Raw genomic sequence first — 12,551 nt, 5'->3', positions numbered from 1 at the left:
CCAAAGGCCGAAGAAGATACTGAAACTTGAGCTAAATTAAAATTAATAGTGGCTTGGAGGCCAGTAAATACGGGGACTTCAGCGGTTTTTGCAGTATTTGGGGGCAAAATCCCTAGGACCCCAAAGAGGAGGATGGTGATGTTTAAGCCAATATCAGCAGCGGAGCAAGCAGTCACCCGCCATCCTACTCCGCCCCCCAGCGACCGGGTGATTTATATCGACATGGACGACACCTTGTGTGATTTCCGAGGCCGGTATCATGAAGTCCAAGCTCAGTCGCCGGAGATCACCTATCCGCAGAGCCAGGTTGGCTTCTTTGTGGGCCTACAGCCCTTACCCCGTGCAGTGGAGTCCTTTCATCACCTGAGTGGGCTAGCCAATACCTCGGTCTATATCCTCACCGCGCCCTCAGTACGCAACCCTCACAGTTATACCGAGAAGCGGCTATGGGTCGAGGAGCACCTCGGTTTTGAGGCTGCCTACCGGCTGATTATCTGTCCCAATAAAGCGCTGCTGCAAGGTGACTATCTGATTGATGACCGGGTGGCCGGCAAAGGGCAGGAGAATTTTGCGGGCGAGCTGATCCCATTTGGGTCTCCGAAGTATCCTGATTGGCGCAGCGTGTTGTTCCATCCTGACATTGGCCTTTTTTCTGAGTAACCGCGAGGTATCCACCATGGTGAGTTTTCAATCCCGATCGATTGAGGTGATGGCCTTGCAGATTGCAAGCCAGTGGCAAAGCCCCTTTAAGGATGGCCTAGTGATGCGACTGGGTGAGGGCTGGGAAGCCAGTAATGCCGAGGCCATCGCAGCATGGTTGCAATCTATTAAACTGACAGGAAGGTGTAAGCCGGTCGACATTGAACACGTTCGTGAGAACATGGCGACCTTGCTCCGCACTCAGTCTGAGCAGCTCTGGGAGCGTGGCAGTTGCCCCTTCCCACAGCCTAGGCCTTTCCTGCCGCAAATCGCGCTGAGTCTGCCACTGTGCCAAACGATGGCCCATGCCTTGATCGAGATGCTGGCCACCTGGCAGCCGATTGATGTGGTGGTGACGCACTGTGCCGCGGTATTGCCGGGTAAAGGCAACGGGGTGCAGAAGCTCAGCCAGTGGCTCTATGCGCAGCAGGCCTGCTTTACCTATCACCCCTCAGAACTGACCGAACCCTTGGGTCATGAACTGATTAGGGTGCTGTATCCGGCATTTAAGGCCGGGTACTGACCCCCTTAGAGCAAACGAAGTAGACCCCAATACCCAGCAAGTCAGGAAAGGCAATCAATAGCCCATTTCTGATCTTGAGAACGAGGAAGACGCGATGAAGACACGAGTCCCCGTACAACTGAGCCTGACGCTGCTCAGCGATGTGATTGAAGAGTTTGTCAGCATGGTCGGTGCAACGCTCACCGGTAATGCCTTGGTCCCGATCTTTGGGATAGGTGATGAAGAAGATAACTGGGAAGCCTTACACCATTTCCTGAGTGGCCAGGATGGACGCCGAGTGGGGACCAAAAGTCACCTCCTTAAGTTGCTTCATCAGCGCATTCAGGTCCAGATAGACCTGATGTGTCAGCCTGTTCTCTCTCAAGCAGCCCTCGATATCCATCTAGGCAATAGCCACATTGACGTTAAACACGTCAGGCCGGACCAAGGAAGTGACGAGGACGCACCCCCTGTCGGCAGCCTGTCTCACAGTGAATGCCAAGCCTTGGCCATGGCGATGGTCTTCCTGGCAGAGCACATTGTCCGACAGGAGAAAGCCCGCTGGATTGGCAAGGCCGAGGGTTTACGGATGCTGGAGCACCTAAGAGCCTGGAACCGCAAAGGGCTCTACGCGTATTGCCTGACCCAGATTGAGAAGGGCAACCTGCGATTTCATCACACCCCCGCGGAGTTATTGCCCGCTTTGGCCAACCGCTTCTTCCGCAAGTCGCTGGTGCCATGGCTCCTGAAAGGCATTTCACCTCACAGTCGTTAGTTAGCCGCTAACAACAAATAACCCCCCCAATATTGACTCGAATGTCGCATGAGTACTCAGTGCGGCCACAGGAAAGGTGCGTCTATGCAAAACACCTCATCAAAAATCGAAGCCCTGCGTGAAGAGATCAGCAGGATGCTGTTCAGAGGCATTATCGTGGTGAATCGCACCCAGGCCCTGGAGTTGGCGGAGTCCCTGAACACCGCTGTTATGCGGAACAGCTTCCAACGTTGGCATACTGCGGAATTCAACGCCATTGACCGCGAGACCTGCATCACCTTCTTCAGCCTGGAAGACATGGAGCAGGTCTTGGATGAGATTCTGGACTTCCATGATCGCATCAAGGCAGAGCTGATTTCGCCATACAGTATTCAAGTCATCAATATTAACGCGGTGTATGGCATGTCCGTCGAAGGGAGTTATAACACACTGGCCTTGATTGGCGACTGGGAGCCCGAGATTGTAGTCAAGATACCGAGAGCGAGGGAGCCCTATGAATTTGGAATACCGGAGTTTGAGTTTGGCGTTCAGGATCTGGAAAAGGTAGCGCACTACGACTTAACCGAGGAGGGCAAAGCACTGGTCTATGGTGACGGACAGGGCGACGAAGGCGCTGAAACAGATGAAACCGTACGTCTCCAAGATGCCACCAAAGGCAGTGGTATTCAGTTTCTGGTCAATGCCGATAAGATCGATATCTCTGCAAAAGCGGATCTTTTGCCGTTTCCGCAGTCTGACCTCTTCAGGAATACAATGGAGGGCCTGAGCCAGCCCGTCTCACGCTGGTTGCCAGATGAAGAGAGCCTGACGCAAGTCAAAGCGCTTCGCGAAACCTTACCCCACCTCAGTGAGTTCTTGGATGAGGTCATCCTGGCCATGGACTTGGCGATTCGGTTTAAGGCCACGCGCTTTACTTTGCCGCCAATGATCCTCAATGGCCCGCCTGGCATAGGCAAGACCCATGGCCTATTCCAACTTGCCGAAACCCTGGGGTTTTCTATGGAAAGCATTCCAATGGCAACGACTGACGCGGGTTTTGTATTAACCGGTTGTGAGCGTGGATGGAAAGAACCGATGCCGGGGTTGTTGGCTAAATCAGCGGCCAAGTGCCAACACATCAACCCTATCTTTATCCTGGATGAGTTCGAAAAGAGCAACTTCAGACGGGATTATGGGGTCAACGGAACGGAGTCCGCTGTGTTGCAGATGCTGGAACGTGACAGTGCGGCGCGATTTCGGGATGGCTTCTTAGAACACGAGATAAATCTCTCCGAGGTCAGCTATATCGGTTCTTCCAATTCGGTGGACCAGATCCCGGCACCAATCTTGTCCCGAGTGAAAGTCATAGAGGTGGGTTTTCCGCCCACAGAAGCGCTTCAAGGAATCTACACCGCTATTCTCAATAAAGCACTAAAAGACGACTTCGGTGTGGAAGGTATCACCGTCATGGTGGCGGGCGATATCTGTGAGGCTGCCAGGATGGGCATCACACCCAGAGCCATCAGAAACAACGCTGGGAAGATCCTCAGCGCTGCTCTGAACGATACAAAAGAAGGCGATGGTATCGAAATATCGGGAAAAGCGCTGATGGCTTTGATGAAGCGTTCATCCGTGAATAAGAAAGGTACGGGTATGGGCTTCCTGGCACAGCTTTGAAAGCGGAAAGCGATGAAAATCAGATCAATGTTGGGGGTGGCACTCGTCGTTTGGCACGACATGCGGAAGGGCGTCACCCAGATGAGAACAAGGCAGAGCGATCGAGAAACTATCTATTAGTGCTCCATCTCAACCGGGAGGGCGGGATCAGTGCACGAGTCAAAATTTAATCTTCACGGAGGTGCGTCATGATGATTAAAACAATACCCATGAGTAGATTAAAGCGTGAGTCGACGACGATCTTCCGGAATTTGGCAAAGGATCTACCTGTTGTGTATGAGATTACGCTTAACGGCAAGGCCGTTGGGTATTTGCTTTCTAATGAGATAAATAACCAAATAAAACATCGAACAGATAAAGAGAAAATCAGTTAATTACTTGTCTTTTACTCTTAAATTCCAATTTGGGGAATGACCATGAAACATATTACAAAACACTGTATCGAGATAGAAGAGGTTAGCAGCATGACCTGTGATATCTGCCAAACGAAATATGATGATTCTATTGAGATGCAAGGATTCGTCAGTCTCCAAAAGACAGGCAGTTACGGCAGTATCTTTGGCGATGGAAATTTTGTTGAGTGTGATATTTGCCGAGCCTGTAAATAAAACTGTGTAAACCGCCTATCATTGAACCCTTACAGCGTAAAGATAGGCAATATGAAAAAGAAAGAACTTGAAGCCTTCGCACGTGAGGCTGCCAAAACCCTCAAGACTGAGAAAGATCTCAACGAGTTCAGCTAGATGCTGACCAAGATAACTGTCGAAGCGGCGCTGAATGCCGAACTTGACTCGCATCTGGGCTACGACAGGCGCCAGCCCTCCGACAACGCGAACAGCCGCAACGGCTACACCAGCAAGACCCTGAAGACCCAGGACGGTCAGTTTAAGCTAAACACGCCCCGTGACCGCGAGGGCAGCTTCGATCCGCAGCTGGTAAAGAAGGTTCAAACCCGCTTCACCTCCATGGATGACAAGATCCTGAGCCTCTACGCGAAAGGTATGACGACGCGGGAAATCGTCGCCACCTTCAAAGTGATGAACGATGTCGATATCTCGCCCACCCTGGTTTCCAAGGTGACAGAGGCTGTGATCGGTAAAGTTGTGGAGTGGCTGTCTCGTCCCTTGGGTCCTATCTACCCTATCGTCTACCTGGACTGCATCGTGGTCAAAATCCGCCAAGACAAGCAGGTCATCAACAAGGCGATTTATCTGGCCCTGGGTGTCAATCTCGAAGGCCACAAGGAGCTGCTTGGCATGTGGCTCTCGGAAAGTGAAGGAGCAAATTTCTGGTTGGGCGTCCTGACAGAGCTCCAAAATCGCGGTGTGAAGAACATCCTCATTGCCTGCGTGGATGGCCTCAAGGGTGTTGATTTGCATTTAAAACTGACCCAGGATTTTCATCAAAATTTGACCCACCCTGTTCGCCTGATTATGGCGTAATTCTCGGTTTTCTTCCTGCCTGTATTTCCTTCTGATTCGTTGTCGAGTGTTTGTGTCGGTCACTGTCATTTCCGGTTTCTAGGATATGGCAGTGATGGGTAAGCCTGTCGAGCAAGGCCGTCGTCATCTTCTCGTCACCAAAGATGCTCGACCATTATCCGAAGCTGAGGTTGGTCGTAATGATGATGCTGGCGCGCTCGTAGAGTTTGCTGATCAGATGGAACAGCAACGCCCCGCCGGCTTGGCTGAACGGCAGATAGCCAAGCTCGTCCAGGATCACCAGATCGGTGTGTATCAAGCGATTTGCCAGCCGCCCTTGTTGAGCCTGCTGTTTCTCCTGTTCCAGGGCATTGACCTGCTCAATAGTGGATAAGAACCTCACCCGCTGACGATGATGCTGGATAGCCTGCACACCGATGGCCGTAGCGAGGTGAGTCTTGCCCGTGCCCGGCCCACCGACCAAGACGACATTCTGGGTATCCTCCAGGAACTGGCAGCGGTATAGTGACTTCACCAGCGCTTCATCGGCCATACTTTGCTGGAAGTCAAAGCCGGTCAGGTCACGGTAAGCCGGGAACTTCGCAACCTTCATCTGATACTGGGTGGAGCGCACATCGCGCTCAGACGCTTCCGCTTTAAGTAGCATATCCAGCACGGGTAGCGCACTCTGGTAAGCCGGTGAGGCTTGCTCAGAGAGCGTTGAGATCGCATCGGTCATGCCGTGCAGCTTCAGGGACTTCAGCGTGGCGACCATCGCATCAGTGTTTATGGGGTGTTCTCCTCAGCTTGTCATAGCGGGCCGTGTTGGCCAGCGGTTCTGTGACCAGTTTCAAGGCGGGGGGGTTAATGGCTGGGGTCGCTGTGGTTGCCCCACAAGAGTTTGCATCTCGCTCAAATCCGGTAAAGACTAAGCCTTCGGCGCGATTGAGATCACGGTCTTGACCGGCTTAGAGTGCAATGCGTTGGGTTAATTATGGGCAATCCCATGATGTGTGTTTCTCTTGAAGCACCATTGGGTCACAGCACCTATCGTTGAGTGATTTTCAACCGCGATCCCGTTTTTGTCTGTCTAGCCCTGAGGTGTCGTAATGGTGACGGACAAAGGCGGGAACCAGACGCCGCGTGCAATAAATTGAAAATTCCCCTACATCCCCCCGGCGGCTATCGTCGAGGGCTTAGATTGTATGTATGAGTTGGTGTTAGAGGGGGGCGCCTGAAACCCTAAATTCGGCTAGAAGTACATAGGGGCGTACTGTATCGCTATCCTAGCGCAGCGATATAGCTGAATCACGGGTTGGTGCTGTTGGGCTAACTGAAATGACGAATAGGCTAAGCTAAGTGAGATGATTTTTGAGTAATGTGAAAAAATCAAAAATCATAATAGAGTTGTTTGGAAATATGAACATTCGGTTTCTGCCTTTAATGCTTCTTATAGTTTTGTGCTCTGAGCATGAATTTTCACTTGCCGAAAACGGAGGTCAAGGGTATCGACTTGAGGAAGTAACTGTTACAGCTCAAAGACGTACGCAAGATGTTAGAGATGTGCCAATCGCTCTTACTGTAGTTTCTGGCGATGAAATGAGAGATAAAGCTATATCAGACTTAACAGATATGGCTAGGTTATTGCCAAATGTGTCAATAAATACAGATTTCAATGCAATGTATATGAGGGGTATAGGAACGGCTGAATCGAATGTAATTGGTGAGCAAGCGGTTGCCTACATTTTGGATGATGTTTATGTGCCAAGGCTAGATTTCTTAAAGCCTGGGTTTGTGGATCTAGCGAAAATAGAAGTAATGAAAGGGCCGCAAGGAACATTATATGGTAGGAATGCTACCGGTGGGGTTATAAAGATTGATCATGGTATGCCAACGAGGGAATGGGAGGGCTTTGTAAATCTGGCCTCTGGCGATAGAAACATTAAAAACTATGAAGGTGCGATATCGGGTCCGTTAACGGATAAAATTTCCTTTCGTTTAGCTTTAAGGAGCGCCGGAGAAGATGGTTTTGTAGAAAACCTAGTTACTGGTGGAAAGTCAAGAAATAAAGATATTGAACAAGCAAGAATTTCTATTAGGGCAGATATTAGCGATAACTTTTCAATTGATGCAAGTTACTATCATCTTGATTATTACATTGGCGCATTCTTTGCGGATGAAATTCATAAGTATCCTTCCCAGTTAAGAGCTCTTGGTGAGGTGTTGACGCCTGGATTTGAGTCTAATCTTGATAGGAGGAATTTCAATTCTTCTGAAAATGAATCGAGTGGTAACGGCTATATTGCTCCGATAAAATTTACTTATGACAAGTGGGATCATACGTTCAGCTATGTTTATGGAATGGTTGGCTTGGATGATGCGATTCGAACAGATACTGATGGTCAATCAGCAAATGCTGTCAGAATGTTCGTTGATCAAGAGTTTGAGCAAATAAGTCATGAGTTGAGAGTTGTTTCGCCACCTGGGAGATTTCAATACGTAGCTGGGTTGTTCTATTTGGAAACAGACCTTGAGTCAGAGGTCGGTACCCCATTGTATGCTGATTTTATAAAGTTTTTAAATGTTGGTGGTCTCTCTCCTGATGGGCTTGGTCTCGGTGGGGTGTTAGATCTCGTTACAGGCTTGGTAACAAATGATGATGGTGAGTTGTCGAGGCTGGACGGATATTTCACTGTCGATGTTGAGTCGTTTGGCGTGTTTTCCCAAGTTGAATGGTCAATCACTGATTATCTAGTTATGACGTTAGGAGCTCGATATTCAGATGATAAGAAACATGGTACTGCTATTCTTACTGATGCTGGCCCGTATCCAATATGGGGTGTGCTGTTATTGGGAGGGTATACTGCGGACGAAACTCTTATATTTAGGGATTTTTCACCAAAAATATCTTTAAGCTGGGAGCCTCATGAGAATGTAACAATTTATTCAACATTTTCTCAGGGGTATCGAGCTGGTAGTTTTAATATTGGGGCATTTAGTAAAGATAAATATGTATTTGATGCCGAGTTCAGCGATACCCTTGAGGCGGGTGTTAAAACATCACTGCTCGATCAACGTTTAAGGTTGAATTTGGGGGCTTTTTATACTGAATATGATGGATATCAGCTGGGAACATTTAACGGATTTACCTTTACCCAAAGTAATGCAAATGAAGTGCGAACAAATGGCGTTGAATTTGATATGACTTTACTTGCTGCTGAAGGTTTGATCCTTTCAATGAATGTAGGGTACAACGATGCTAAGTTTGTTGATTTTAAAGATGCCCCATGCCGAACGGAGGCTCCCCTAGAGCCCGGGTATCAAGTTCAGGGGTTAGTCGCTCTGCCTCCTAGCCCTGAATGTGATTTGTCTGGAAAAGAGCTACATAGGGCTCCAAGGTTGTCAGGTAGCTTCTCATTTAGTTATGAGTCCCAGATTTTGGATTGGCCCTTAAAGTTTGTGCTCGGTGGGGATGCTAATTTTAAAGGTGGGGAATATATGGACCCGGATTTGGATCCAGATGATTATCAAGAGGAATATTGGATATATAACGGTCGAATTGGGTTGAAAAGTCTTTCGGAAAGTTGGGGGCTAGAAGTTCATGTTAAAAATATTAGTGATGAGCTGGTTAAAACCTATAGTGGAGATCTCACGCTTCAGCCTGGAGCTCATTGGGCGCTAACCAACCCGCCTCGAACTGTTCATGCTGCACTCAGACTTAATTTTTAATTACAATAAAAGGAGATTTTATGCCTAGGGAACATCTGATTAATTGAAGAGAACCGACATGACGGCTGCTAAATTCAATAATCAGGCGCTCATTTCTCTCTTTTCTGCGCTATTTAGCGCGCTTTTGAAGAGCCTTTATGCGCCTGGCGCACCTAGCCCCGATTTTCGGGCGGACTACCCCTGTAGCGCGCCTCGTTGTTTCAATAAATGCTCTTTGGCCATGACCAGATTGATTAACGCACAGGTGGCAAACAGGTAATGGGCATTTTTAGCCAACCCCTTGTATCTGACTTTCCTGAAGCCAAACTGGCCCTTCATGACGCCGAAGGCATGTTCCACTCGCGCACGAACTCTGGATTTTCTACGGTTAAAGTCGCGCTCAGCTTCCGTCAATGTTTGGTGGCGGCTACCTTTCTTCTGAGTCAGATCCAGTGCATTGGGAGCCGCTTCGTTGATCGCGTCACCTTTTCCACTGTAAGCCGAATCACCAAAGACCAGCTCTTCCTCGCCATGCAGCAGGTCGCCAATGACGACCGAGTCGTGAACATTGGCGCCCGTGGCCACCACCGAGTGAATCAACTTGGTTTCCGTATCCACGCCAATATGGGCTTTCATTCCGAAGTACCACTGGTTGCCTTTCTTGGTTTGACGCATATCCGGATCGCGCTGCTTCTTCTTGTTCTTGGTCGAACTGGGCGCACTGATGATGCTGGCATCAACGATGGTGCCGCGGTTCACTTTCAGGCCATTCTCTTTCAGATACTGGTTAACCAGGTGGAAGAACTGGTCTCCCAGATTGCGTTTTTCCATGAGGTGGCGGAATTTGCAGATGGTTGTCTCGTCCGGCGCAGGCTCAGTGCCCAGGTCAATACCGACAAAGCGACGCATAGCACGGGAATCGTAAATCGCCTCTTCAGCGGCGGGATCAGAGAGCTGAAACCAGTGTTGCAAGAAGTAGATGCGCAGCATTCTCTCAATGCCGATAGGACGACGCCCCGCACCTTGCGGGTTGGGATAAAACGGCGTGATGGCATCCACCAATCCTTGCCAGGGAATGATGCGATCCATGTCTTCGAGAAACTGCTCCTTACGGGTTTTCTTGCGGTGCTTCTCAAAGTTATCTGTCAGAGAGAGTTGCTTCATCGTATTTTCTCGGGGCCGTTGAGCGAAGATCCTATTATCCCTCATCGGAAGAATTAATCAGAGATGCCCTAGTTTTAGAGCTGTTTTGCTGAATAAAATATGCAAAATATTATTGCGGTCTTTGTGGGGTGAAGATGCAAATGTTAAAAAATTTCGTAAAAGGATGAGTTTTCTAGAGTTCTTCTTCTTTGGGAAAGTATTCGGCGTTAGTATTTGTAATAAAAAATATAAAGATGTCTCTGCCCATATTATAAAGCCGCGAGGGTGTGACTCCTCAAAAGCGTTACTCTACTTTCATGGCGGTGGATTCGTCTCACATTCCCCTAAAGTTTACCAGCGGTTTTGCTCCCGTTTAGCGAAGGAGCTCAAGTGTGTTGTGATTGTTCCTGACTACCGTTTGGCCCCAGAGCATCCATTCCCTGCTGCACTTGAGGATTGTGTAACTGTCTACCAAGAAATTGTTAAAAAAATTACGGGAGCTAATTTTAGGCTTTGTATTGCAGGTGATTCGGCTGGTGGTAACCTGGCCTTAGCGACCATGTTGAAAATAAAAGAAATTGGTCTTAAACACCCTTGTGCACTATGGCTGATTTCTCCTGCTGTAGATTGTGATTGGTCAAAATATGATTACTCTGATCTTCAAAAATCTGATCCTATGTTTACTGAAAATGCGTTCCCCTTAATGGATGCTTATTTTGGAGATGAAGATAAAAGCAACTACATGATCTCACCTTTAAATGGCGATTTAAGAAACCTTCCCCCAATTTTGGTTGAAGCCGGGGGCGATGAAATTTTTCGTAGGCATCCTATATTGCTTGAAAATGCTTTAAAGTCGTGTGGTGGAGATGTAATCGTGAAGATTTGGCCAAGGATGATGCACGTTTTTCAATTGTTTACTTTTTTGCCAGAAGCAAAAAAATCAATATCCCAGGCTTGTCAGTTTTTGGAAAATAAAATGAACCCGTCAGAGACCTCTAAGAATTAATTGTCACCAATTAGTTAGATACTTCTCGGAAATTCTACGAATTTCTGCGCCCGGTGGTCGCAGAGGCCGAGCGGAAGCTGGTCGCCCTCGCGTCGATTCAGAGCCTAGGGTCCTGCTGGCAGTAGGCCCTGTTGACCTGACACGGGGGAATGAAGACAAAAGATAGGATGGTACCCATGGGGCCACTTGAAGGAATAAAAGTGATAGAGATCGCCGGTATCGGCCCCTGTCCCATTACCGGTATGATGCTGGCGGATCTGGGGGCCGAAGTGATATTGGTGGAGCGCGCGGCAGAGAACCCCAATGGGGCCGGTGTCGGTGGCGTCATCGAATCCGCCTTTTTTCGGCGGGGAAAAAAATCGATTGCGCTGGATCTGAAAATTCCGGAATCCATCAACGCGGTGCTGCGCCTGGTGGAGGAGGCTGACGTATTGATCGAAGGTTTCCGCCCGGGGGTTATGGAGCGACTGGGACTTGGCCCAAAAGTCTGCCTCGAGCGCAGGCCCGCCCTGATCTACGGGCGCATGACTGGTTGGGGGCAGGTCGGCCCCCTTGCCAGAAGCGCCGGCCACGACCTCAACTACCTAGCGATTTCCGGCGTGCTTCACTACGGGGGCCTGCCGGGGGACACGCCTTATCCCCCCCCCACAGTGCTGGGCGATATCGGTTCTGGTTCGAACATGCTTCTGATCGGGGTTCTTTCCGCTCTTCTGCATGCCAAGGCCACTGGGGAAGGGCAAGTTATCGATGCTGCCATCTGCGACGGGGCGGCCTATAACCAAACACTGCTGGCGAGCGTCCGCGCTGAGGGGGCTATCAGCGAGGAGCCGGGAGAGACGTTCTTCCGGGCTGGTTCGCACTGGTGCAACACTTACGCCTGCGCCGATGGCCGCTACATCACCGTGCAGGCTTTGGAGCCAAATTTTTATCGGGAACTGATTGCGCTGTGTGGGTTTGGAGATGACCCTGACTTTACTCGCCAGCACGACCCGAAAACCTGGCCGGCGGCTCGGCAGAAAATGACCGCGTTGTTCGCCAGTAAACCTCAAGCTCACTGGTGTGAGCTGTTGGAGGGTACCGATGCTTGTTTCGCGCCGGTACTGACCCTGCCCGAGGCGGCGGAGCACCCCCATAACAGGGAGCGCGGCTGCTTCGTGTTGGATGGGGAATTCCTGCTACCGTCACCCGCCCCCCGCTTCAGCCTGACCCCACAGGAGATGGGCGTTATCCCGCGGCTGGGTCAACACAACGAAGAGATACTGGGCAGGTGAGCCAGGAAACTACAACCGGGCGTGCTGTCCTACCTGTTGAGGCCCTGATTTTACCCAAGTACGTGTACGGCGTGCAGATTCAAACGACAGAAGAGCGCGCTGGATTCCAACCCTGCCTCCAAGGCAACCGCTGAAATCAGCATAAATTCTACGAATAACTGTTACGGTGAGTTCGGGATCACATTTTGTCTCTTTGGTCTGCTACGGCTCAATGCTCCGCTCGCGACGGAAGTCCCGTGGAGATTTGCCTGTCCAGCGCCGAAACGCCCTGGTGAAGCTGCTGGTATCGTTAAACCCCAGCATGAAACTCATCTCGGTGATGCTTATGCGGGACTGTTCCATGTAGTCCAGTGCAAGGGACTTTCGCACC

General features: G+C 49.8%; 10 protein-coding genes and 2 pseudogenes. 9 read left to right on the top strand and 3 right to left on the bottom strand.

The window, feature by feature from the left end:
- Window positions 1-138: 138 nt before the first annotated feature.
- From IB286_RS14780 to IB286_RS14755, 6 genes and pseudogenes are all read left to right on the top strand, one after another.
- Window positions 139-660: a 5' nucleotidase, NT5C type gene (locus IB286_RS14780; protein WP_190766889.1), complete on the top strand. Its 522-nt coding sequence runs from the start codon at window positions 139-141 to the stop codon at window positions 658-660.
- Between the two features lie 16 nt (window positions 661-676).
- A complete protein-coding gene (locus IB286_RS14775; RefSeq protein ID WP_190766887.1) occupies window positions 677-1,222 on the top strand; it encodes a hypothetical protein in 546 nt (181 codons plus the stop codon).
- 94 nt (window positions 1,223-1,316) lie between these two features.
- Entirely contained in the window at window positions 1,317-1,976 is a 660-nt protein-coding gene (locus tag IB286_RS14770) for a hypothetical protein (RefSeq protein ID WP_190766885.1), read from the top strand.
- 84 nt (window positions 1,977-2,060) lie between these two features.
- The gene (locus IB286_RS14765; RefSeq protein ID WP_190766883.1) at window positions 2,061-3,632 is read left to right on the top strand and encodes an AAA family ATPase; all 1,572 of its coding nucleotides are present in this window, start codon (window positions 2,061-2,063) and stop codon (window positions 3,630-3,632) included.
- Between the two features lie 416 nt (window positions 3,633-4,048).
- On the top strand, window positions 4,049-4,240 hold the full coding sequence (locus IB286_RS14760; RefSeq protein ID WP_190766881.1) for a hypothetical protein: 192 nt from the start codon (window positions 4,049-4,051) through the stop codon (window positions 4,238-4,240).
- Between the two features lie 51 nt (window positions 4,241-4,291).
- Window positions 4,292-4,999: pseudogene (locus IB286_RS14755) on the top strand (IS256 family transposase); the annotation flags it as partial.
- Window positions 5,000-5,063: 64 nt separating this feature from the next.
- On the opposite strand, the pseudogene istB reads toward IB286_RS14755, so the two are convergent.
- Window positions 5,064-5,828, bottom strand: a pseudogene (gene istB / locus IB286_RS14750) (IS21-like element helper ATPase IstB).
- Between the two features lie 605 nt (window positions 5,829-6,433).
- On the opposite strand from istB, the gene IB286_RS14745 reads away from it, so the two are divergent.
- Window positions 6,434-8,782 (top strand): TonB-dependent receptor, encoded by a 2,349-nt coding sequence (locus IB286_RS14745; protein ID WP_317889778.1) that lies wholly within the window; start codon window positions 6,434-6,436, stop codon window positions 8,780-8,782.
- A gap of 174 nt (window positions 8,783-8,956) precedes the next feature.
- Here IB286_RS14745 and IB286_RS14740 read toward each other — a convergent pair whose 3' ends face one another.
- Window positions 8,957-9,925 (bottom strand): IS5 family transposase, encoded by a 969-nt coding sequence (locus tag IB286_RS14740; RefSeq protein ID WP_040803804.1) that lies wholly within the window; start codon window positions 9,923-9,925, stop codon window positions 8,957-8,959.
- An 85-nt stretch (window positions 9,926-10,010) separates the two neighbouring features.
- On the opposite strand from IB286_RS14740, the gene IB286_RS14735 reads away from it, so the two are divergent.
- Window positions 10,011-10,910, top strand: coding sequence for an alpha/beta hydrolase (locus IB286_RS14735; RefSeq protein ID WP_190766877.1), 900 nt, complete (start codon window positions 10,011-10,013; stop codon window positions 10,908-10,910).
- A gap of 149 nt (window positions 10,911-11,059) precedes the next feature.
- Window positions 11,060-12,181: a CaiB/BaiF CoA transferase family protein gene (locus IB286_RS14730; protein WP_317889776.1), complete on the top strand. Its 1,122-nt coding sequence runs from the start codon at window positions 11,060-11,062 to the stop codon at window positions 12,179-12,181.
- Between the two features lie 201 nt (window positions 12,182-12,382).
- Here IB286_RS14730 and IB286_RS14725 read toward each other — a convergent pair whose 3' ends face one another.
- Entirely contained in the window at window positions 12,383-12,550 is a 168-nt protein-coding gene (locus IB286_RS14725; protein ID WP_317889777.1) for a helix-turn-helix domain-containing protein, read from the bottom strand.
- Between the last annotated feature and the right edge of the window lies 1 nt (window position 12,551).

The sequence above is a fragment of the Spongiibacter pelagi genome, assembly GCF_014705705.1.
GTDB lineage: Bacteria > Pseudomonadota > Gammaproteobacteria > Pseudomonadales > Spongiibacteraceae > Spongiibacter > Spongiibacter pelagi.
The sequence above is the reverse complement of the archived record's forward strand: the minus strand, read 5'-3'. Positions and strand labels throughout refer to the sequence as shown.